Source organism: Hungatella sp. (assembly GCF_046966825.1).
The window spans coordinates 1-22,580 of record NZ_JBKVCZ010000108.1; the positions used below are offsets into that span (position 1 = coordinate 1).

Genomic DNA, 22,580 nt, shown 5'->3' on the forward strand with positions numbered 1-22,580 from the left:
TTCAAAATGGTTCCGGGTGCATCGCACCAGGAACCATTTTGTCTACAGTCTGACCCCGGGCCACGGCAGGTATTCCTGCCGTGGCCCGGGGTTATTTTAACTCATTTTACTTAATCCAGTTTTGTATAACCGTAGCTGTTTACAATCGCATCCAGCTTGATTCCGTTCTTACAATCCGGACAGTTCTCCGGCTCGGAGAGACGGAAGTCGGGAAGATCGGAAGAATCGAATACCGCATTAACCGGATATCCGTCGATCTCATTGACTGCGGCGAAGATAACGGAGATGCCTTCCAGAATGCCGCCGTAGGATTCGATGCAGCGAATGCTCTTTAAAATAGTACGGCCGGACATCGCGGTAGCGAGAACGACTAATACGTGTTTATCCTTCAGCATATGCTTGATGTTGTCACGAACGACCATCTGTCCGGCGGAATCGAATTCCGGAGTCACGATGTAAGTAGTTTTGTGGATATTCGTGGTGGTAACGCCGAGCTCGGATAATTCCTTTGCTACATAGGCGCCGATTACCTCACAGCCATCCATACAGATGATGGTATCGATTGGAGTCTTGGAAGCAAACGCTTTGGAATAATGCTTGAGCTCTTCCGCTCCTACGCCGATCAGCCCTGATAAATCAACACGGTTTACGTATCTCTTCACCATGGATTTGGCAACCTGCTCAGCTTCCTCCTGACGCATCTTCAATGTGGTCATGTCAATGTAGTAGTTAATGTGAAAACGGTCGGATGAAAAATGTCCTTTTGTTACTTTTAAAGCCAGCTTATCATTGTCTCTGGCGCGAATTTTGGTTTCCTGCCCCATACTCATAAAAAACAACCTCCTTTGTCATATTACTTCTATTATAACCGATGTCAACCACAGAAACTATAACAAAGGTTAACTTTTTTCGTTATTCTGAAAAATGATAGCTGTCCAGAAGCTGATTTTTCATGTGCCAGAGCTCATTGGAGAGGTCCACATGCACCTCGTGAGGGTTCACAAGACGGCGGGATTCATCCCAGAGCGTGTCCAGTTCTTTCCTGCAGTACGCCTGAATGTCCATGACCGCGGGAGATTCGTAAACGCATTCTCCATCTTTAAATACCGGAACCATCAGATCACGGAGATGATAGGTGTTGGGAGCCAGGTGCGTCTTTTTCCAGGTCTCGATGGGATCGAAGAGCAGCAGTGAATTATTTTCATCGTATTTCTCGCCCTCCAGGCAGATCAAATCGGCAATGATTTTTCCGGTTTCCCTGCTGTAAATACGCTTGATACATTTATTGCCCGGATTGGTAATCTTCTCGGCATTTTCGGATAACTTGATCTTCGGCACAAATTTTCCGCTCTTCTTATCTAATATGGCAGCCAGCTTATATACGCCGCCGAAGGACGGGCAGTCCTTGGAGGTGATCAGATTCGTGCCGACTCCCCAGGAGTTGATGGCTGCGCCCTGGATCTTTAAGCTGTTGATCAGAGACTCGTCCAGATCGTTGGAGGCGGAAATAACTGCGTCTGGGAATCCGGCATCATCCAGCATCTTTTTCGCTTTCTTCGATAAATAGGCAAGATCGCCGCTGTCGAGACGAATTCCGTAGAAGGTCAGCGGGATTCCGGCCTCCTTCATTTCCTGAAATACCTTAATGGCGTTAGGAACACCGGATTTCAGCGTGTCATAGGTGTCCACCAGCAGGATGCAGGCGGAAGGATACAGCCTGGCATAGGTGCGGAATGCGGTCAGCTCATCCGGAAAGCTCATGATCCAGCTGTGGGCGTGAGTTCCCTTGACCGGGACGTTGAACATCTTACCGCACAGAACGTTGGAGGTCCCGATACAGCCTGCAATCATGGCCGCCCTTGCGCCGTAGATACCGGCATCCGGCCCCTGAGCCCGGCGGAGTCCGAATTCCATGACACCGTCGCCGCCGGCCGCATATACGACGCGCGCTGCCTTTGTGGCGATCAGGCTCTGATGATTGATGATATTTAACAGCGCCGTCTCAACGAGCTGCGCCTCCATAATAGGAGCAATCACTTTTACCAGCGGTTCACGGGGGAAGACGACAGTGCCTTCCGGTATGGCGTAAATGTCGCCTGAGAATTTAAAGTGGCGTAAATACTCCAGAAAGTCTTCGCCGAACAGTCCCGTGGAACGCAGATAGTCCACATCGTCCTCTTCGAAATGAAGATCCTTGATATATTCAATTACCTGCTCCAGACCGGCACAGATCGCATAACCGTTGCCGCCCGGATTTGTGCGGTAAAATGCGTCGAAGATTACGGTCTCATTGGCATCCTTTTCTTTAAAATAGCCCTGCATCATGGTTAACTCGTATAGATCCGTTAATAAGGTTAAATTGCGCTGGCTCATATGTGTTCTCCTTCTGAACGTTTAATGTGGGGGCGGAGCAATTGGGACCGTAAGGCCCGGGGACTCTGTCCTTTTTGGACATTATACCATAACTTTACAAAAACGCAACGTGATTGATAAAAAAATAACAATCTATGATATCAGAATAATAGAGAGGAATAACTATAACAAATGGAGTAAGACAAATAAAATGATAAATATTTCGAATAATTATATACAATTTGACAATTACGAAATAATTTATTAATTTTTTATAAAGAGTCTTGCAAAATGAAGAGAGATACTATATAATAAAGCTATCAAAGGAAAGAGATACAAGATATAGAGAAACCTCCCGGGAACAGGAAGCGGGAAGGATAAAAAATAGAAAGAAAAGGAGGTAGATTCCACCGAAAACATAAGTCTCGTCTGATTTCCAATTAGGAAGCGGACAATAGGAAAAACCATTCGGCCACAGTGAAAAGCCATTCCTTCTATGATGAATAAATGCGAAAGCATGGATGAAGTAGCAGGAAAAAATCTATATATCTTTTACATATGCCTATATTTCGTTATAAACTGCAAAGGAAAATTCATCGTATGAGTCGTATGACGAGAAAGTATGATTCGTCCGAACAAAGGTTTCCACATATGTAGCTTACTAACATATAGAAGAATGAAAATGACGATGCAGAGATAAACCAGATGATAGATGAGGCCCGGTAATGGAGTGGCGAAGGTAAAAAATTTAATATAGAGCATCCAGGTACACAAGTATCAGTGACAAAACAAAAAGTGAGGGTAAAGTCCAATGGATGAAGTAGTCTAGGAACGGGTATCGAAGTTCATGTGAATGAGTCGGTACCCGTTTCTATTTGCGTGCAGACGGCTGCCGCAGTGGGACTGCGCAGTTATGAAAAAAAGATTGAAGAAAGATGTAAAAAAACGCTTGACAGAACTAACTGTAACTGATATTATTACAGTATAAGAACTGAAACAAAAAAAGTTACAGAATGGAGCGGATGAGATGATAAAAGGGAAATATTTGATTACGGCGGGAATCGCCGCAGCGGTTTTAGCACTGACGGCGTGTTCGGGCGGCCAGGGGAATGCTTCAGGCAAGGAGACACAGAAGACGGCGGCGCAGAAAGCGGAGGCCGGTGCGGAGGCCCAGGCTTCACAGTATGTTAAGTTTAAGCCGGAAGAGGCAAAGGAAGTTATGGATTCGGACGATGCGCTCATCGTGGTGGATGTAAGAACTCCGGAGGAGTATGCGGACAGCCGGATTGGCGATGCGATTAACATTCCGGTGGGAGACATCGGAGAGGAGATGCCGGAGGAGCTTCCGGATCTGGATGCGAAGATTATGGTCTACTGCCGAAGCGGCGTGAGAAGTAAAAACGCCGCGGAGAAGCTGTTGGGCCTTGGTTATAAGAATATTATTGATATAGGCGGTATTAAGGACTGGCCCTATGAGACCGTGTCTGGTGATGAAAAATAAAAAATGGAGATAAGAAAGGAAGTTTCGAGATGAAAAAGTATGATGCGGTTATTATAGGATTTGGCAAAGGCGGTAAAACTCTGGCGGGAAAGCTGGCCGGTGAGGGAAAAGCGGTAGCGCTGATTGAGAAATCGGATAAAATGTATGGCGGTACCTGCATCAATGTGGGATGTATTCCATCCAAGTCTCTGGTGAGAAGTTCCCAGATGACGGAAGCAAAGGGAGAGATCTCTTTTGAGGAAAAGGCGGAATTATACAGGACAGCTGTTGAGGAAAAGAGACGCGTTACTTCCCTGCTTCGAAAAAAGAATTTTGACAAGCTGAATCATCTGGAAGCGGTGACCATTTATAACGGAACTGCCAGCTTCCTTTCCAATACAAAGGTAAATGTAGTGCCGGCAGACGGTTCGGAGGCGTTTACTTTAGAGGGAGATCAGATCTTTATCAATACGGGAAGCGCTCCGTTTGTGCCGCCGATTGAGGGAATAGAGGGCAATCCCCAGGTTTATTTAAGTGAGACATTTATGGAATTGGAGAAGCTTCCAAAGAAGCTGGTCATCATTGGCGGCGGCTATATCGGACTGGAGTTTTCGTCCATGTATTCCGGATTTGGCTCTGAGGTGACGGTCATTCAGAACGAGGCACGCCTGATTCCGAGAGAGGATGAAGATATCGCGTCCGAGATTCAGAAGGTTATGGAAGAAAAGGGCGTTAAATTTGTGATAGGCGCGGCTATTTCCGGGATTCGGAAAGAAGGGGACTGGTCTTACGTCCATTACTCTGTCGATGGAAAAGAGGGAGATCTGGAGGCGGACGCGATTCTGGTCGCTACAGGAAGAAGACCTAACACGGCAGGATTAAATCTGGAAGCGGCAGGCGTGGAATTGACGGCCCGTGGCGGCGTCAAGGTAGATGACGGCTATAAGACGACGGCTCCGAATATCTGGGCCATGGGAGATGTGGCCGGAGGACTTCAGTTCACCTACGTTTCCCTGGATGATTTCAGGATCGTGTGGTCCAGCCTTCACGGCGGGGCATATGATGCGAATGCGGGCAAGAGAAGCCATATTCCGTACAGCGTTTTCATTGAACCCTCCTTCTCCAGGGTCGGTATGAATGAGCAGGAAGCGCGGGGGGCCGGTCTGGATGTGAAGATCGCCAAACTGCCGGCGGCCGCGATTCCAAAGGCTGCTGTCTTAAACAGAACCAAAGGTCTCTTAAAGGCAGTGATTGATGCGAAGACGAATAAGATATTAGGCGCAATGCTGTTCTGTGAGGAATCTTATGAGATGATCAATATCGTGAAGCTGGCCATGGATCTCGATGCGGACTACACGGTATTGAGGGATCAGATTTATACGCATCCGACGATGAGCGAGGCGCTGGGTGACTTGTTTGCGGTCTGAAAAAAACTGGTCAGATGAAACTGAAAAAAACGCTTGACAAATTATGCTTTTTCATATATCTTTGACTTAAGGATAGTTATTGCTTCGGGCAAGCTTGACCTTGTATGATCGGATTTGAGTGGCAGCAGCCATTCTTATTGATGATGCAAGGTCTTTTTTATTTCTAAAATGAATCGGAAGGGGGATTTCGATGATCTTTAAGAAGAGACTGAACAACAATGCAGTCATTGCGGAGGACGAAAAAGGGCGCGAGAAGATACTGGTGGGATGCGGACTTGGGTTTCAGAAAAAGGAAGGCTCCGAGGTGGAGGAGCAGAAGATCGAAAAGATTTTTTCTCTGGAGGACGCCGGGCAGAGGGAGCAGCTGAAGGAGCTGCTTCAGGAGATTCCTGTGGAACACGTGAAGCTGGCGGACGATGTTCTCTCCTATGCCAGAGTTCATGTGAACAGTAAGATCAGCACGAATGTCATCATTCCGCTATGCGATCATATATACATGGCGGTGGAGCGGAAGAAACAGGGAATCGATGTGAAAAATGTGCTTTTGTGGGATATCAGGCGGTATTATCCCGCGGAGTATGATACGGGACTCTATGCGTTGCGCTGTGTGAAGGAGCGGTTTCATGTAAAGCTGGAGGAAGATGAAGCGGGCTTTATTGCCCTTCATATTGTGAACGCGCAGATGAATTTAAAGCAGAAGACGGTCCATGAGATCACCACTGTCATGCAGGAAATCGAGACAATCGTCCGCATGACCTGTAAAATCAGGCTGGACGCGGAATCTGTCTATTACCACCGCTTCATTACACATTTGAAATTTTTCGCGGAGCGGATGTTTTCCGGAAAAACGTATGAGGACCAGGAGGTGGCGGCGCTGGCGGAGGTGATCCGGGCGCAGTATCAGGAAGCTTACCAGTGCGGCAGGAAGATTGCCGATTTTATCGGGGATAAATACCAATATACGCTGAGTGAAGAAGAGATTCTTTATCTGAGTATTCACATTGCAAGGATCGTTTCTGTCTCGCGGAAACCGCGGGCATGATTCATAAAAGGAAGGAAAGGAGGAAAACCCATAAGACATAGCGTGATATTTCATTAAGGGCAGTTACATTCAGTTGGCTCGACCTTCAGATTTCAAAGTCACATACCCTGAAGCAAGCAATGGGGTATCAAATATGCAGCACCGTGAGGGGCGGGGTATTTGACCCTTGCGGCAGTCGTCAGATGGATCCGCAAGCGCGCCCGCCTGACTCGTTGCTCGCGGTAATCAATAGAAAGATGGAGGAAATGAAATGGGAAAATATGAAGAACTGGCAAGAGAGATTGTCAAATACGTGGGAGGCAGAGACAATGTTACCGGACTTACCCACTGCATTACGAGACTGCGTTTTAAGCTGGCGGACGAAGCCGCGGCCAATGATGAAGCGTTAAAGAACATGGAAGGCGTGGTCACAGTCATGAAGAGCGGTGGCCAGTATCAGGTGGTGATCGGAAATCACGTGGGAGAGGTCTATGAGGATGTCTGCCCGCTTCTCGATCTGGAGAAAGGGGAGGAGACGGCAAAGCCGGAGAAGAAAGAGAAGCTGTTTGACCGGTTTGTGGATACGATCTCCGGTATTTTCCAGCCGATTCTGGGAATTATGGCGGCCTGTGGTATGGTGAAGGGGCTGAACACGCTGTTTGCGGTGCTGGGATTATATCCCGACACATGCGGCGGATACTTAATCATCAATGCGGTGGGGGACGCGCTGTTTACCTTTCTTCCGCTGTTCCTGGGCTATACCTCCGCGAAGAAGTTTGGTTTAAAGCCCATGCTGGGGCTGGCGATCGGCGCGATCATGTGCTATCCGGCGATTCAGGCGGGAAGTATTTCCGCTTCTATGGCTCCGCTCTACACGCTGTTTGAGGGGACGCTCTTTGAATCGCCTGTGTATATCACATTCTTTGGGCTTCCGGTAATCTCCATGGATTATACCTCCACGGTGATTCCTGTTATTTTTATCGTATACTTTGCGTCGAAATGCGAGAAGCTGTTCAATAAGTTTGTACCCGATCTGGTCAAGTTTTTCTTTGTGCCGATGCTGACGCTTTTAGTGGCGCTTCCGGCGGGATTTCTGGTTATCGGTCCGGTTGCCACCTTTGCATCCACGATTATCGCGGAGACAGTACTTACAATCAGAAGCTTTTCACCTATGCTGGCAGGAGCCATTGTCGGATTTACCTGGCAGATTCTGGTTATCTTCGGCCTGCACTGGGGATTTATTCCGGTCTATATCAACAATATCATGACCATGGGCTACGACAACGTGATGATGCCGTTCTTTGCCTGTACCTTTGCGACATCGGCCGTGGTTCTGGCTATTTTCATCAAGACAAAGGACAGAAAACTGAAGGAAATGGCGCTTCCGAATTGTATTTCCGGTATTTTTGGAGTGACGGAGCCTGCGATCTACGGAATTACACTGCCCCTTAAGAAGCCATTTATCATCAGCTGTATTGCAGGCGGAATCGGCGGAGGCTTTTACGGATTCTTCAATTTTAGAAAATTTATGATGGGCGGAATGGGAATCTTCGAGTTTCCGGCAATGGTGGAGCCGGACGGTTCCATGGGCAACTTAATCGTGGCTGTGACCGGGGCCCTTCTGACCATAGTAATCGCGTTTGTCATGACAATGATTGTCTATAAAGATGAGGAGAAAGAGGACTCTGCTGAGGATGGCAGATTGGAAAGTGGCAGTGCAGACCAGGGAACGGCTGACAATATTCCAGAATTCGCATCTCATGAGTTCCTGACCATCATGAGTCCCATGAAGGGCGCTGTTATTGATTTAAAAGACGTAAAGGACAGTGCGTTTGCCTCCGGAATCCTTGGAAAGGGGATTGCTGTTCTTCCGGAGGAAGGTCTGGTGGTGTCACCGGTGGACGGAACGGTTGTGACCATTTTCCCGACGCTCCATGCGATTGGAATTCTGTCGGACGAAGGGACGGAGATTCTGATCCACATCGGACTGGATACGGTGCAGTTGGATGGAAAGGGCTTTGAGGCTGCGGCGAAGCAGGGCGACCGTGTGAAGGCGGGGCAGCCGCTGATGCGGTTCGATATGGAGTTAATCCGGGAGGCAGGGTTCCTGCTGGAGACGCCGGTTCTGATCAGTAATTATGGGAACTACCAGTCGGTGGAAGCCGTTGTGAAGGCCGATGACGCGGTGGCGTATCAGGAACCGCTTTTACGGATCGTTAAATAGCCGGAAAGGAGATCGGAAAATGGGACTGAGTAAAGATTTTCTCTGGGGAGGCGCCACTGCGGCAAACCAGTGCGAGGGCGGCTGGCAGGAGGACGGAAGAGGGCTCTCAAATGTGGACGTGTGCCCGGCAGGACCGGACCGTGAAGCAGTAATACGGGGAGAGCACGTATCGCTTGTCTGCGACGGGGAGCACCGGTATCCCTCTCACGAGGCCATTGATATGTTTCACCATTTCCGGGAGGACATACGCCTCTTCGGCGAGATGGGCTTTAAAGTCTACCGCATGAGCATTGCATGGACGAGGATATTTCCCGGAGGGGAGGAAGAGGAGCCAAACGAGGCGGGACTGCGGTTCTATGAGGAGGTGTTCCGGACGTGTCACGAATACGGCATTGAGCCGCTGGTGACCATCTGTCACTTCGACTGTCCGGTGCATTTGATCGAGAAGTACGGCGGATGGCGGAGCAGGGAGATGATCGGCTTCTATTTGAAACTCTGCCGCACGCTGTTTGTCCGCTACCGGGAGCTGGTGCGGTACTGGCTGACCTTTAACGAGATCAATATGATTCTGCACGCTCCATTCCTGGGCGCGGGACTTCTGTTTCAGGACGGGGACGAGAGGGAAAAACTGAAATACCAGGCCGCTCATCATGAACTGATTGCCAGCGCCCTGGCGGTGCAGATGGCACACGAAATCAATCCGGAGAACAGAGTCGGCTGTATGTTTGCGGCGGGGAGCGTCTATCCGTACAGCTGCAGGCCGGAGGACGTGTGGGAAGCACTGAAAAAGGACCGCGAGAACTATTTTTTCGTCGATGTGCAGGCCAGAGGGGAGTATCCGGCCTATGCAGGGAGAGCGCTTGAGCGGGAGGGCCTTATGCCTGTGATGGAAGACGGGGACGAGAGGATATTGAAGAAGGGAACGGTGGACTTTATCTCCTTTTCCTATTATAACAGCCGTTGTGTCTCTACGGCAGACAGCGCGGAATCGGCGGAGGGCAATCTGTTTGCCTCTGCGAAAAATCCGTATCTGACGTACAGCGAATGGGGCTGGCCGATCGATCCCCTGGGACTTCGGATTACCTTAAACCAGATCTATGACAGGTATGAGAAACCGCTGTTTATCGTGGAAAATGGGCTGGGAGCACAGGATTTTCCCGACGAAAACGGAAACGTTGCAGATGACTGCCGGATCGATTATTTAAAGCGGCATATATGCGCCATGATGGATGCCGCAGAGCTGGACGGCGTGGATTTACTCGGCTACACGGCATGGGCGCCCATCGATTTGGTGAGCGCAGGCAGCGGACAGATGAAGAAGCGATACGGCTTCATCCATGTGGATCTGGACGACGAAGGCAATGGAACAGGAAAGAGGATGAGGAAGAAGTCGTTCGGATGGTATCAAAAAGTAATAGGGACTAATGGGGAGTGGGCCCGTTACGGGGCAGAATGACGAAAATACGCGACAGATGCCCGAAATTTCGTCTTTTACTTGACATTTCCTCCCATAAAATCTATAATGAGAGGACATATAAGGCATAACCTGCCATTATATTATAGGAAGAAAGACGATGAAAGAGACAGTAGGACCGTGGGAAATCCAAAGCGAGCCGGGGAGGGTGAAAGCCTGGTGAGAGTAGTCATGGGACCGAATATCACTCTGGAGTCTCCGGCTGAAAGCTGTATAAGCGGTAAGCCAGGACGTGGTTCCTACGTTACAGGGAACGCATATGTCAGTATGCTGTAATAGGTGGTTTAGCGAAGCACGGCCTTCGTCCTGATTACGGGACGAGGGTCTTTTTTTCATTAGGAAGCTTATTTATAAAGGAGGTCAAAAGAGATGTATAACAAAGTTCCTACAGATCTAAATTTTGTAGCGAGAGAAAAAGAAGTTGAAAAATTCTGGGAAGATCACGAGATTTTCCAGAAGAGCATCGATAACAGAAAAAAGGCTGAAACCTATACCTTCTATGACGGCCCTCCAACCGCCAACGGAAAACCTCATATCGGCCATGTCCTCACCCGTGTTATCAAGGATATGATCCCGAGATACCGTACCATGAAGGGATGCGACGTGCCGAGAAAGGCCGGATGGGATACCCACGGACTTCCAGTCGAACTGGAAGTGGAGAAGATGCTGGGACTGGACGGCAAGGAGCAGATCGAGGAATATGGTCTCGAGCCATTTATCAAGCACTGCAAGGAAAGTGTATGGAAGTACAAGGGCATGTGGGAGGATTTCTCCAAGACCGTCGGCTTCTGGGCTGATATGGATGATCCGTACGTTACCTATGAGAACTACTATATCGAGTCCGAGTGGTGGGCTTTGAAGCAGATCTGGGAAAAGGGCCTGTTATACAAAGGCTTTAAGATCGTTCCCTACTGTCCGCGCTGCGGAACGCCGCTGTCCAGCCACGAGGTGGCACAGGGCTACAAGGATGTGAAAGAACGCTCCGCTATCGCCAGATTCAAGGTGAAGGGCGAGGATGCTTATATCCTGGCGTGGACGACCACACCGTGGACGCTTCCTTCCAACGTGGCGCTCTGTGTGAATCCTAACGAGTCCTATGTGAAGGTGAAAAACGGAGAATATACGTATTATCTTGCGGAAGCTTTGTGTGATACGGTTCTGAATAGTGAATACACTGTACTGGAGCGCTACACCGGAAAGGATCTGGAGTTCAAGGAGTACGAGCCGCTGTTTGATTTCGTGCATCCGGCGAAGAAGGCATTCTATGTGACCTGCGATACGTACGTAACGCTGACAGACGGTACCGGAGTCGTTCATATCGCTCCGGCATTCGGTGAAGATGACTCCAAGGTTGGTAAGAAATACGATCTTCCTTTCGTTCAGCTGGTGGATTCCAAGGGCGAGATGACGAAGGAGACGAAATGGGCGGGCACCTTCTGTAAGAAGGCCGATCCGCTGGTTTTAAAGGATCTGGAAGAGCGGGGCTTACTGTTCTCCGCACCGGTATTTGAGCACAGCTATCCGCATTGCTGGAGATGTGACACGCCTCTCATCTATTATGCGAGAGAATCCTGGTTCATCAAGATGACTGAGGTGAAGGAAGACTTAATCCGCAACAACAACACCATCAACTGGATCCCGGAGAGCATCGGTAAGGGACGCTTCGGCGACTGGCTGGAGAATGTTCAGGACTGGGGCATCAGCCGGAACCGTTACTGGGGCACTCCTTTAAACGTATGGGAGTGTGAGTGCGGCCATCAGCATTCCATCGGAAGCATCGAGGAATTAAAGTCAATGTCTCCTGACTGCCCCGAGACAATCGAACTTCACCGCCCATACATCGACGCGGTGACCATCACCTGCCCGAAGTGCGGGAAGCAGATGAAGAGAGTTCCGGAGGTAATCGACTGCTGGTTCGATTCCGGTTCCATGCCATTTGCGCAGCACCACTATCCATTTGAGAATAAAGAGCTGTTTGAGCAGCAGTTCCCGGCGGATTTCATCTCCGAGGCTGTGGATCAGACGAGAGGCTGGTTCTATTCTCTGCTGGCTATCTCGACCCTGATCTTTAACAAGGCGCCATATAAGAACGTTATCGTTCTGGGCCACGTGCAGGATGAGAATGGACAGAAGATGTCGAAGTCCAAGGGCAACGCGGTTGATCCGTTCCAGGCTCTGGAGGAATTCGGCGCAGACGCCATCCGCTGGTATTTCTATATCAACAGCGCGCCGTGGCTGCCGAACCGCTTCCATGGCAAGGCCGTCATGGAAGGCCAGCGCAAGTTCATGGGTACTTTATGGAATACGTACGCTTTCTTTGTTCTCTATGCAAATATTGACGAATTTGATGCAACAAAATACAAACTGGAATACGATAAGCTTCCGGTTATGGATAAATGGCTTCTGTCGAAGTTAAATACTTTAATCAAGACCGTGGACACCAATCTGGGCAATTACCAGATCCCGGAGGCGGCCAGAGCACTTCAGGAGTTTGTGGATGACATGAGCAACTGGTATGTGAGAAGAAGCCGTGAGCGTTTCTGGGCAAAGGGCATGGAGCAGGATAAGATTAATGCCTATATGACCCTTTACACCGCGCTTGTGACCGTCAGCAAGGTGGCTGCGCCGCTGATTCCGTTTATGACGGAGCAGATCTACCAGAATTTGGTGTGCAATATCGATAAGACGGCGCCGGAGAGCATCCATTTATGCGATTATCCGGAAGCGGATGAATCCTGCATCGATGAGAAGCTGGAAGACAACATGGACGAGGTCTTAAAGATCGTAGTCATGGGCCGTGCGGCCAGAAATACGGCGAATATCAAGAACCGCCAGCCGATCGGCCGGATGTTCGTGAAGGCGCCTCATGAGCTCTCCGTATTCTATCAGGAGATCATCGAGGATGAGCTGAATGTAAAGTCAGTTGTCTTTACAGACGATGTCCGCGATTTCACCAGCTACAGCTTTAAGCCGCAGTTAAAGACTGTCGGACCGAAATATGGAAAACAGTTAAACAACATCAGAAAGGCCCTTTCCGAGGTGGACGGCAACACCGCCATGGATACTCTGAATGAAAAGGGCGCCCTCACGTTCGACTTTGACGGCAGTGAGGTGGTTCTGACGAAGGAAGATTTACTGATCGATACGGCTCAGATGGAGGGCTACGTATCGGAAGGTGATAATACTGTTACGGTTGTGCTTGACACGAACCTGACACCTGAACTGATCGAGGAAGGCTTTGTCCGCGAGTTGATCAGCAAGATTCAGACGATGCGTAAGGAAGCAGGCTTTGAGGTTATGGACCATATCCTCATCACCAGCGAAGGCAATGAGAAGATTGCCGGAATCTTTGGCGCGCACGGCGAAGAAATAAAGAGCGAGGTCCTCGCAGAAGGCATCACACTGGGTAAGGCAGCGGGATATACGAAGGAATGGAACATCAATGGTGAGAATGTCACTCTGGGCGTAGAAAAAGTTCAGTAATACGAAGCGGGGATTCTCTCAGATTGAAATAACCGATAGGAGGTCATTCACAATGAGTATGGGATTTGATAAAGAAACCTTTAAGAAAAGCGTTATTTATAACGTAAAAAACGTATTCCGCAAGACGATCGATGAGGCTACTCCGGAGCAGGCGTTCCAGGCAGTTGCCTACGCAGTAAAGGATGTCATCATCGATGAGTGGATTGCAACCCACAAGGAGTATGAGAAGCAGGATGCGAAAACCCTGTACTATCTCTCCATGGAGTTTTTAATGGGCCGTGCCCTTGGAAACAATATCATCAATATCATGGCGCTGCCGGAGGTGAAGGAAGTTTTAGACGAACTTGGCTTCGACTTAAACGCCATCGAGGATCAGGAGCCGGATCCGGCTCTCGGCAACGGCGGCCTTGGCCGTCTTGCCGCCTGCTTCTTAGATTCCCTGGCGACGCTGGGCTATCCGGCATACGGCTGCGGCATTCGTTACCGTTACGGTATGTTCAAGCAGAAGATTGAAAACGGATATCAGATGGAAGTTCCGGATGACTGGTTAAAGAACGGCTATCCGTTCGAGGTACGCCGCGCAGAGTATGCGACGGAGGTAAAATTCGGCGGTTACGTGAGAACTGTCTGGGAGAACGGCAGAGAGCATTTCGTTCAGGAGGGATATCAGTCCGTCCGCGCCGTCCCCTACGACATGCCGATCGTCGGCTACGGCAACAATGTGGTGAATACGCTGCGAATCTGGGATGCGGAGGCAATCAATACCTTCAGTCTGGATTCCTTCGACAAGGGAGACTACCAGAAGGCAGTGGAGCAGGAAAACCTGGCGAAAACCATTGTCGAGGTTCTGTATCCTAACGACAACCACTACGCAGGAAAGGAACTCCGCTTAAAACAGCAGTACTTCTTCATTTCCGCCAGCGTTCAGAGAGCGGTTAAGAAGTATATGGAAAAGCATGAGGATATCCATAAATTCTTCGAGAAGACAGTGTTCCAGTTAAACGATACCCATCCGACCGTGGCTGTGCCGGAATTAATGCGTATCCTGTTGGATGAGTTTAACCTGACCTGGGATGAGGCATGGGCTGTGACGACGAAGACGTGTGCCTACACGAATCACACCATCATGTCCGAGGCTCTGGAAAAATGGCCGATCGAGCTGTTTTCCAGACTGCTGCCGAGAATCTACCAGATCGTGGAGGAGATCAACCGCCGCTTTGTGAGCAGATTCAGCAGATGTATCCGGGCAACCAGGATAAGATCCGCAAGATGGCCATCATTTACGACGGACAGGTGCGCATGGCAAACCAGCGATCGGCGGATTTTCTGTCAACGGCGTTGCAAGGCTGCACACCGAGATTTGAAGAAACAGGGAGCTGCGGACTTCTATGAGATGATGCCGCAGAAATTCAACAATAAGACGAACGGCATCACCAGAGACGTTTCCTGCTTCACGGCAACCCGCTGCTCTGAATGGGTGACGGAAAGATCGGGAAGCGAATGGATCACGGACCTGCCCATATCACCGTCTGCGGTACGCGGATGATCCGAAGTGCCAGCAGGAGTTCATGGACATCAAGTACCAGAACAAGGTCCGCCTGGCCAAATACATCAAGGAACACAACGGAATCGACGTGGACCCGCGTTCCATCTTCGATGTGCAGGTAAAGCGTCTTCACGAGTATAAGCGCCAGCTGATGAATATTCTTCACGTGATCTATTTATACAACCAGCTGAAGGATAATCCCAACCTGGATATGGTTCCGAGAACCTTCATCTTCGGCGCCAAGGCGGCGGCCGGATATAAGAGGGCGAAGCTGACCATTAAGCTGATCAATTCCGTGGCGGATGTAATCAATAACGACAAATCCATCGACGGAAAGATCAAGGTGGTGTTCATTGAGGACTATAAGGTGTCCAACGCGGAGATCATTTTCGCGGCGGCCGACGTCAGCGAGCAGATTTCCACGGCCAGCAAGGAAGCATCCGGTACGGGAAATATGAAGTTCATGTTAAATGGTGCGCTGACACTGGGAACCATGGACGGCGCCAACGTGGAGATCGTGGAAGAAGTTGGAGCCGAGAATGCCTTTATCTTCGGTATGACCTCCGACGAGGTGATCGGCTACGAGAACAAGGGCGGATATAATCCGATGGAGATTTTTAACAATAATTACCAGATCCGCCGCGTCCTGATGCAGCTGATCAACGGCTACTTTGCTCCGCAGGATCCTGAGCTGTTCCGTGACATTTATAATTCTCTGCTGAATACGCAGAGCAGCGACCGCGCAGATACGTACTTCATCTTAAAGGACTTCCCGTCCTACGCGGAAGCGCAGCAGAGGGTCGATCAGGCTTACCGCAATGAGACCTGGTGGGCGAAAGCGGCTATTCTGAACGTGGCCTGCAGCGGTAAATTCACCTCAGACCGTACGATCGAGGAGTATGTAAACGATATCTGGCATCTGGAAAAGGTGAAGGTAGAAATAGAAGCAAATCAGTAAGGCAGTGCAGAATAAGCGCTTAAGAGAATTACGGTGGGAAAATGCAGCGAGAAGCGCCGTCGGCAGGACGGAACAGCGGGCGGCATTTTCCCACCGTTCTGTTTTTGAGTGCCGCCTGCGGCGGGGATTTGATTTGAAAAGAGGAAAGCGGGGGAGAATATGACAGAGAGTACAGTCGGAAAACGGGGATTTGAACCGTCGAAAATTACGATTTACGTGAAAAACAGAGGTATTGTGCTGGAGGAATCGTCCATGGCTCTTGTAAACAGGGATACCGGTCTGATTATGGCCATGGGAAATGAGGCGGAGGAGGCAATGGACGCTCCGCCGACTCCTGCTGTCGCCGTCAATGCGCTGCGGAGGGGAATCGTTGCCTATTTTACATTGTCTTCAAATATGTTCCGTTTTTATTTACACCGGGCTCTGGGATATGACCATTCACTTGTGAAGCGTCTGATCGGTATCTCCATAAAAAAGCCGCGGATTGCAGTGTGCGTGCCAGAGGAACTGACGGAGGTGGAGGAAAAGGCATTTTCAGAAGCCTTTTACCAGGCGGGGGCGAAAAAGGTGTATCTCAGCAGTCTGCCTTTGGAAACCGCCGTAGCCTCTCTGGGGGAACAGTGCTCCGTGTTCGTGGGAATTACGTGGAGTGGGAAGGAAAAGGAACGTTTCTGCATAAACAAGAATTGTCCGCATAGAATTTTTTAAAGGAACTTGCGGAGGTTTTTTGTGGCAAAAAAAGTTGTAATGATATGTGTCATGGCATTGCTGCTTCCATATATAATAACCCTGGCATGGACAGGCAGAATCGAGGAAAAGAAGCAGGTACCGCTCATTACCAGCGGAAAAAAAGTGATTCTGGACCGGAAAAACGGGGAATCCTATATGGACGTGGAAGAGTATCTGCCCGGAGTCGTGGCGAAGCAGATTCCGGCGGAGTATGGGAAGGAAGCGCTGCGGGCGCAGGCTGTGATCGCCAGGACGTTTATTTACCAGAAGATGAACGGTCAGGACGAGGTGAAGGAATCGGAGCTTCATATGGAATATTTGGAGGAGAAGCAGATGGAGGCCATGTGGGGAAGCGAGTCCTTTGTGACGTATTTTCAGGCCGTGGAAGAGGCCGTGCGCTCGACGGCGGGCGAGGTGATCACCTATGACGGTAAGCTCATTGAGCCGCTGTTTCACCGGGCCAGCACCGGGATGACGAGAACCGGAGATGAGAGCCATCCGTATTTGCAGGCGGTGGCCAGCAAACGCGATGTGGAGGCAGAAGGCTACCTGACCATGATGACCTGGAGCAAGGAAGATTTTGCCGGCAGGATTAATCAGATCGCCGACAGCGTGCCTGTTGATGCAGGCCAGCTTCCCCAGTCCATTCAGATCATCGTCCGCGACGACGGCGGTTACGTGGGACAGATTCAGATCGGTACAAAGGTGTATACAGGAGAGGAGGTCCAGTATGCGCTGGGGCTGCCGTCTCCGTCTTATACGCTGGAGGAGTACGATGGCGGAATCCGGGCGGTCTGCCAGGGCGTGGGCCACGGTTACGGTCTCAGCCAGTACGGGGCGAAGTGTATGGCGGAGGAGGGAAAGACCGCGGAAGAGATTCTTGGATTTTTTTATAAAAATATTGTTCTGATTTCTGAATAACTCTTTCTCCTTTGGTAAGAATATTACCGAGGTGATAAACGTGAAAGAGAAAATGAGTCAATTGTTCAAGGATAAAGTATTCCTTGTCCTGTTGGTTTTAGGCCTGCTGACTATAGTAGCTGCGGCAGGAGTCATTACCATTCAAAGAGGAAACAATGACGGCCAGAGTCCATATCTTGAAGTTCCGGACCAGAAGGGTGTCATTGCAGAAGAGACGATACCACAGGAAAACCAGGTAGCAGTTGCCGGTGATTCCAACGCTGAGCAGAATCTGGATGCGGATACACAGGTTGCTGATTCCGCCAAGGCTACAGCGAAAGCAGAGACAGAAGCAGAAACCCCGGCGGTTAAGGCCGGAGCGGAAAAGGAGGCGGCCGCAGCGCTTGTCCTCAATTTTAACGATGCAACAAAGATGGCATGGCCGGTATCAGGAAATGTCATTCTGGATTACAGCATGGAGTCTACCATCTATTTCCCGACTCTTGATCAGTATAAATGTAATCCGGGCATCGTCATTCAGGGCGCCGTGAGCACACCGGTCGTAGCACCTGCAAACGCAAAAATCCAGGAGATCGGTTCTAATGAAGAACTGGGCAATTACGTCATTCTCAATATGGGAAATGACTATACGGCTGTCTGCGGCCAGTTAAAGGAACTGCAGGTAGTGGAAAATGAATATGTCGCTCAGGGCGACGTTCTGGGCTATGTGGCCGAACCTACGAAATATTATTCAATTGAAGGCGCGAACTTATACTTCGAGCTGGAGCACGAGAATCATCCGGTAGATCCGCTGGATTTCATGCAGTGAGAGCGTGCGGACCGGACTGTACCATACGGTGAAGAAAAGAAGGCAGGGCAGAAGGCTTATTGAAGTTTTCTGTTCTGTTTTTTTGTGTAAATGGAGATGGGGATGTGGTATAATATAAATGAGGTTTGTGAGCGGTATTTTTATGAGTGGCCGTCAGGAAAGGAGAAAATAATGAATTACGATATACTGAAGAAGAATTTTGAAAAGCATGGATTTCATACGGCATATTTCGAGACAGGGGAGGAAGCGGCGTCCTACATAAAAGAGATGGTGAAGGGGAAGGCGGTGGCGCTGGGAGGCAGTGTGACGCTGCAGGAGATAAAACTGAATGAGGTTCTGGACGGGGAGTGTGCGCTGACCTGGCACTGGCTGGAACCAGGGGCAGAGACGCTTAAGAAGGCGAAGCAGGCAGAGGTCTATATCTGCAGTGCCAACGGGGTATCCGAGACTGGAGAGATTGTCAATATTGACGGGACCGGCAACCGTGTCTCCATGACGATCTACGGGCCTCAGAAAGTGTACTATTTGGTAGGCAGAAATAAGATTTCGCCCGATATGCACAGTGCACTCATGCGTGCAAAGAACGTGGCGGCGCCGAAAAATGCGCTGCGTCTGAACCGGAAGACGCCCTGTGCGGCGAATGGAGGGGACCGCTGCTACGACTGCGACAGTCCGGAACGCATCTGCAGAGCGACCGTCATCCAGGATCGCCCCTGTAACGGTGTGGAGGCGGAAGTCGTGTTTATCAACGAGGATCTGGGCTACTAAAAGTAACAGTTCAGCCCTCGTTTCCGACTGTCGCGGTCCTTCCCGGCGCTTTCGTTTCCCGGACCTTTCCTGTGACTTTGCAGGGCATTAGCAGTTCTTAATGCGCAGAATTTTTCGTTCAGGGGAAATCCCCACCTGTCTGAGCGCAGCGAGTTTGGGGATTTTCACTGGTTTTTAGAAAAATCCTGCACATTTAGAAATGCTTATGCCCGAAACCGGAACAGGAAAGGTCCGGGAAACGAAAGCGCCGGGAAGGACCGCGACAGCCGGAAGTGAGGGCTGAACTGTTACTACTAAAATGTTATAAAAAAATAATAATTTGTTCATATGTGAACTAAGGTAATATGCTATAATAAAGACGAAAATAATGTGACGGGAGTGCGGCTATGAACATATTGTTTTTTTTAACACCAAAGTGTGAAGTGGCATATATTTATGAGGACGAGACTCTGCGGCAGGCCCTTGAGAAGATGGAGTATCACAAATACTCCGCGGTACCGATTATCAGCAGAACGGGAAGATACATTGGAACCATCACAGAGGGAGATATGCTCTGGGGAATCAAGAATAAGTTTAATTTAAGCTTAAAGGAGGCCGAGCGCGTAACCGTGGCGGCGATCGACCGGAGACTGGACAACCGTCCGGTATATGCCAACTCCAACATGGAAGATTTAATCGACAAGGCGCTGAACCAGAACTTTGTTCCTGTGGTAGATGACCAGAAGAACTTCATCGGAATCATCACCAGAAAGGATATTATTCGCTATTACTACGATAAGTCTCAGGAATGCAGTCAGACGACACAGGCCTGTCGGAGCGCGGGAGAGAAGGCACGGCTGGTGCTGGGATAGGAATTGTGAAAAGGAATCACGGATAGGAAGCAGGGATTTGATTAAAACGCCTGTCGGCGGGAACGGTTACTTTTGTAACTGGTGTTTCCCGGCGGCAGGCGTTTTTTATGTGTGTTTATGCTCTTGTCATTTTTTCTTTCTCTTCGTTTAGCAGAGAGATGGAATCGGCAAAGGTATTGTCGATCACTTTAAGCAGCGTGTCCTGCTCCAGAGTCGGGGAGTAGTAAAAGCCCTGCTGGTAGTCGCATCCGGCGTTCGTCAGGATATTCACCTGATTCTCGGTTTCCACACCTTCTGCGATGATGTTTAAATCCAGGTCCTTGGCGATGTGGATCAGTCCCTCGATCACGCAGCGCGACTTCGGGTTCGTCTCCAGCTGCCATACGAATAAACGCTCCAGCTTCAGCGTGTTGACCGGAAGCTCCAGGATTGTGGCTACACCGGAATATCCGGAACCGAATTCGTTTAACACCAGCTCTACGCCCATGTCGGACAGTTCCTGCAGCATGATGTTGATGTTTAAGTATGCTGTGGTCAGGGCGCTTTCCTGGATCTCGATGGCAAGCTTGCCCTTGGGGATCTGGTAGGTATCGATGACGCGTCTGACCTCATCGAGAAAATCTTCCTGCAAAAAGAGGATAGAAGATATCGGGAGGGCGATGGAATCGAATTCCCTGCCTGCCTCGGTGAGCTTTGCGATACACTGGCCCACTTTATCCAGGGCGAAATATTCTAGGGAGCGGATCTGACCGGAGTCTTCAGCGATCGGAAGAACCTCGCTGGCTCCGATGAGTCCCAGCCCCTTGATGAAGATGCGCATATAAAACTCTGCGCGGCTGAACTTTCCGGTCTCCAGATTAAGCGTCGGGCGGTAACGGACCTCAATCTCTTCTTTTTCAATGGCGGTCTTTAAGTATAAGGCGATGGTGTGGCGGCGAAGCAGCTGCTTCTGAAGCGTACTGTCGAACATAATGGCCTGGTTCGGTCCGCCTTCTTCCGCTCTTAAGACTGCCAGGTCGAGACATTTTAACAGCTCGTCCGGCGTCGCGGCGTGTCCGGGATAGGAGCACATACCCATCTGTACGGAACAGAGGCAGTCCGTTCCGTTCACTTTCCAGGCGTGATCAAACTGCTCGGCGATCTCTTCTGCAAGATCGGATGCCTGTCCCTGTGAATACTGGTCGAGGATCATGATGTATTCCACACCGATGTAGTGATAAACAGGTTTTCCTGTCTTTTCTTTTAAATAGGCGAGAATCTGGCTTAAAAGGTTCTCACAGTAATCGTAACCAAATACCTGATTCAGTCGTTTGAAATTCTCTATGTATACTTTTAATACAACTCCGCGGTCTGAGGGTGTATCCATGACTTCCGACAGATGCCGGTAGCATGCGTCACGTTCCAACTTGCTTTCTTCCGCCCTTTCAGTGATCACGGGCTCAGATTCCGCCGGTGACGGAGTGGGGATTGTCTTCTTTTGAAACCAACTCATGTGGTCTGCCTCCTGTTTTTGCAATTATTAACTTCATTGTAGTATAAAACAGGCGTGAAATCAAGGAAGATTTCGGTAAATATTGAACCTACTTTACGAGAAGCATAACAGCTCCCAGCAGAAACAGAATAACGCCGGTCAACCGGTTTAAAAGTTTTGGATCTGCTTTGTTTGCGAAAACGGCGGCGATTCGGGCAAACAGGAAGGTAAACACGATACAGAGTACAAGCAGGAACAGATCCGGCATGCCGCCGATGGCAAAATGGGAGAGGGAGCCGGTCAAAGCCGTGAACGTCATGATAAATACGCTGGTTCCGACGGCGGTCTTTAATTCATATCCCAGCACGCTCGTCAGCAGCAGAAGCATCATCATACCGCCGCCTGCGCCGATAAATCCACAGATGAAACCGACCACAATGCCGCTCAGTATGGACTGGACCAGCTTTTGCCGCATGGTCTTGGATTCCTGTGCGTCTTTGGTCGTGAGGACCGGTCTCACTATGAATTTAATGCCCAGAAGCATGGTGAGGAAGACGGAGGCGTTCCCCATGGCGTGATTGGGAACCAGGGAGGAGATGTAGCTTCCAATCAGGGTGAAGATTAAGACAGCGGCCATCATCACGATACCGTTTCGGATATCGAGGTTTTTGTGTTTTCCGTAGGTGTAGGCCGATACGGCGCTGGCGAGAACATCGCTGGCCAGAGCGATGCCGATCGCCTGATAAGCAGGGACTCCTAAAAATGTGATGAGCATGGGGCTGATGACGGCTGCCGCACTCATTCCGGCAAAGCCTGTGCCGAAGCCGGCTCCGAGGCCTGCAAACAGACATACAATGATTTTTACTAACATGGTAAGACCTTCTTTTCTCTTATTTTCTTGTTTATTCCCGCGGGCAACGAGCTACGTGCGATGGATGCATGAGCTTTTGGCGACTGCTGTGAGGGGCAAATACTCTGCTGGTCATGGCGATTCAAATACTCTGATGTTCATGGCGATTCGAATATCCTGATGTTCACGGCATTTCTGGTTTGATGTCTCCGTTGCC

General features: G+C 49.8%; 18 protein-coding genes. 14 read left to right on the forward strand and 4 right to left on the reverse strand.

What is annotated here, in order from left to right; all coding sequences use genetic code 11:
* Positions 1-110: 110 nt before the first annotated feature.
* Positions 111-830 (reverse strand): hypothetical protein, encoded by a 720-nt coding sequence (locus ACLTD4_RS24950; protein WP_002602927.1) that lies wholly within the window; start codon positions 828-830, stop codon positions 111-113.
* 82 nt (positions 831-912) lie between these two features.
* Positions 913-2,373, reverse strand: coding sequence for a nicotinate phosphoribosyltransferase (locus tag ACLTD4_RS24955; protein ID WP_055658231.1), 1,461 nt, complete (start codon positions 2,371-2,373; stop codon positions 913-915).
* 1,006 nt (positions 2,374-3,379) lie between these two features.
* Here ACLTD4_RS24955 and ACLTD4_RS24960 point away from each other — a divergent pair.
* From ACLTD4_RS24960 to ACLTD4_RS25025, 14 genes are all read left to right on the forward strand, one after another.
* The gene (locus tag ACLTD4_RS24960) at positions 3,380-3,853 is read left to right on the forward strand and encodes a rhodanese-like domain-containing protein (RefSeq protein WP_117622917.1); all 474 of its coding nucleotides are present in this window, start codon (positions 3,380-3,382) and stop codon (positions 3,851-3,853) included.
* Between the two features lie 29 nt (positions 3,854-3,882).
* Positions 3,883-5,259 (forward strand): FAD-dependent oxidoreductase, encoded by a 1,377-nt coding sequence (locus tag ACLTD4_RS24965; protein WP_117622918.1) that lies wholly within the window; start codon positions 3,883-3,885, stop codon positions 5,257-5,259.
* A 190-nt stretch (positions 5,260-5,449) separates the two neighbouring features.
* Positions 5,450-6,301, forward strand: a complete 852-nt coding sequence (gene licT, locus ACLTD4_RS24970) for a BglG family transcription antiterminator LicT (protein ID WP_029466702.1) — start codon at positions 5,450-5,452, stop codon at positions 6,299-6,301.
* A gap of 250 nt (positions 6,302-6,551) precedes the next feature.
* Positions 6,552-8,504: a beta-glucoside-specific PTS transporter subunit IIABC gene (locus ACLTD4_RS24975; protein WP_117622919.1), complete on the forward strand. Its 1,953-nt coding sequence runs from the start codon at positions 6,552-6,554 to the stop codon at positions 8,502-8,504.
* A gap of 19 nt (positions 8,505-8,523) precedes the next feature.
* Positions 8,524-9,960: a 6-phospho-beta-glucosidase gene (locus ACLTD4_RS24980; protein WP_029466701.1), complete on the forward strand. Its 1,437-nt coding sequence runs from the start codon at positions 8,524-8,526 to the stop codon at positions 9,958-9,960.
* A 138-nt stretch (positions 9,961-10,098) separates the two neighbouring features.
* Entirely contained in the window at positions 10,099-10,254 is a 156-nt protein-coding gene (locus ACLTD4_RS24985; protein WP_181987974.1) for a hypothetical protein, read from the forward strand.
* 93 nt (positions 10,255-10,347) lie between these two features.
* The gene (gene ileS, locus ACLTD4_RS24990) at positions 10,348-13,461 is read left to right on the forward strand and encodes an isoleucine--tRNA ligase (RefSeq protein ID WP_117622920.1); all 3,114 of its coding nucleotides are present in this window, start codon (positions 10,348-10,350) and stop codon (positions 13,459-13,461) included.
* Positions 13,462-13,513: 52 nt separating this feature from the next.
* Positions 13,514-15,007, forward strand: coding sequence for a glycogen/starch/alpha-glucan family phosphorylase (gene glgP / locus ACLTD4_RS24995; RefSeq protein WP_412331650.1), 1,494 nt, complete (start codon positions 13,514-13,516; stop codon positions 15,005-15,007).
* A gap of 22 nt (positions 15,008-15,029) precedes the next feature.
* A complete protein-coding gene (locus ACLTD4_RS25000) occupies positions 15,030-15,965 on the forward strand; it encodes a glycogen/starch/alpha-glucan phosphorylase (protein WP_412331651.1) in 936 nt (311 codons plus the stop codon).
* 159 nt (positions 15,966-16,124) lie between these two features.
* Positions 16,125-16,673, forward strand: a complete 549-nt coding sequence (locus ACLTD4_RS25005) for a rod shape-determining protein (protein ID WP_117634532.1) — start codon at positions 16,125-16,127, stop codon at positions 16,671-16,673.
* A gap of 21 nt (positions 16,674-16,694) precedes the next feature.
* Positions 16,695-17,615, forward strand: a complete 921-nt coding sequence (locus tag ACLTD4_RS25010) for a SpoIID/LytB domain-containing protein (protein WP_002602937.1) — start codon at positions 16,695-16,697, stop codon at positions 17,613-17,615.
* A gap of 40 nt (positions 17,616-17,655) precedes the next feature.
* A complete protein-coding gene (locus tag ACLTD4_RS25015) occupies positions 17,656-18,423 on the forward strand; it encodes a M23 family metallopeptidase (RefSeq protein WP_002602938.1) in 768 nt (255 codons plus the stop codon).
* 171 nt (positions 18,424-18,594) lie between these two features.
* Positions 18,595-19,191 carry a lactate utilization protein gene (locus ACLTD4_RS25020; RefSeq protein ID WP_117623005.1) on the forward strand — a complete coding sequence of 199 codons (597 nt, stop codon included), beginning with the start codon at positions 18,595-18,597 and terminating at the stop codon, positions 19,189-19,191.
* A 386-nt stretch (positions 19,192-19,577) separates the two neighbouring features.
* Positions 19,578-20,042 carry a CBS domain-containing protein gene (locus tag ACLTD4_RS25025; RefSeq protein ID WP_055658218.1) on the forward strand — a complete coding sequence of 155 codons (465 nt, stop codon included), beginning with the start codon at positions 19,578-19,580 and terminating at the stop codon, positions 20,040-20,042.
* A 115-nt stretch (positions 20,043-20,157) separates the two neighbouring features.
* On the opposite strand, the gene ACLTD4_RS25030 is transcribed toward ACLTD4_RS25025, so the two are convergent.
* The gene (locus tag ACLTD4_RS25030) at positions 20,158-21,534 is read right to left on the reverse strand and encodes a GGDEF domain-containing phosphodiesterase (protein WP_117622922.1); all 1,377 of its coding nucleotides are present in this window, start codon (positions 21,532-21,534) and stop codon (positions 20,158-20,160) included.
* Between the two features lie 88 nt (positions 21,535-21,622).
* The gene (locus tag ACLTD4_RS25035; protein ID WP_055658215.1) at positions 21,623-22,384 is read right to left on the reverse strand and encodes a sulfite exporter TauE/SafE family protein; all 762 of its coding nucleotides are present in this window, start codon (positions 22,382-22,384) and stop codon (positions 21,623-21,625) included.
* Positions 22,385-22,580 lie beyond the last annotated feature (196 nt).

Coding starts and splice junctions, on each gene's coding strand:
- ACLTD4_RS24950 (WP_002602927.1), bottom strand. CDS start 830: ATGAGTATGGGGCAGGAAACCAAAATTCGCGCCAGAGACAATGATAAG.
- ACLTD4_RS24955 (WP_055658231.1), bottom strand. CDS start 2,373: ATGAGCCAGCGCAATTTAACCTTATTAACGGATCTATACGAGTTAACC.
- ACLTD4_RS24960 (WP_117622917.1), top strand. CDS start 3,380: ATGATAAAAGGGAAATATTTGATTACGGCGGGAATCGCCGCAGCGGTT.
- ACLTD4_RS24965 (WP_117622918.1), top strand. CDS start 3,883: ATGAAAAAGTATGATGCGGTTATTATAGGATTTGGCAAAGGCGGTAAA.
- licT (WP_029466702.1), top strand. CDS start 5,450: ATGATCTTTAAGAAGAGACTGAACAACAATGCAGTCATTGCGGAGGAC.
- ACLTD4_RS24975 (WP_117622919.1), top strand. CDS start 6,552: ATGGGAAAATATGAAGAACTGGCAAGAGAGATTGTCAAATACGTGGGA.
- ACLTD4_RS24980 (WP_029466701.1), top strand. CDS start 8,524: ATGGGACTGAGTAAAGATTTTCTCTGGGGAGGCGCCACTGCGGCAAAC.
- ileS (WP_117622920.1), top strand. CDS start 10,348: ATGTATAACAAAGTTCCTACAGATCTAAATTTTGTAGCGAGAGAAAAA.
- glgP (WP_412331650.1), top strand. CDS start 13,514: ATGAGTATGGGATTTGATAAAGAAACCTTTAAGAAAAGCGTTATTTAT.
- ACLTD4_RS25000 (WP_412331651.1), top strand. CDS start 15,030: ATGGACATCAAGTACCAGAACAAGGTCCGCCTGGCCAAATACATCAAG.
- ACLTD4_RS25005 (WP_117634532.1), top strand. CDS start 16,125: ATGACAGAGAGTACAGTCGGAAAACGGGGATTTGAACCGTCGAAAATT.
- ACLTD4_RS25020 (WP_117623005.1), top strand. CDS start 18,595: ATGAATTACGATATACTGAAGAAGAATTTTGAAAAGCATGGATTTCAT.
- ACLTD4_RS25025 (WP_055658218.1), top strand. CDS start 19,578: ATGAACATATTGTTTTTTTTAACACCAAAGTGTGAAGTGGCATATATT.
- ACLTD4_RS25030 (WP_117622922.1), bottom strand. CDS start 21,534: ATGAGTTGGTTTCAAAAGAAGACAATCCCCACTCCGTCACCGGCGGAA.
- ACLTD4_RS25035 (WP_055658215.1), bottom strand. CDS start 22,384: ATGTTAGTAAAAATCATTGTATGTCTGTTTGCAGGCCTCGGAGCCGGC.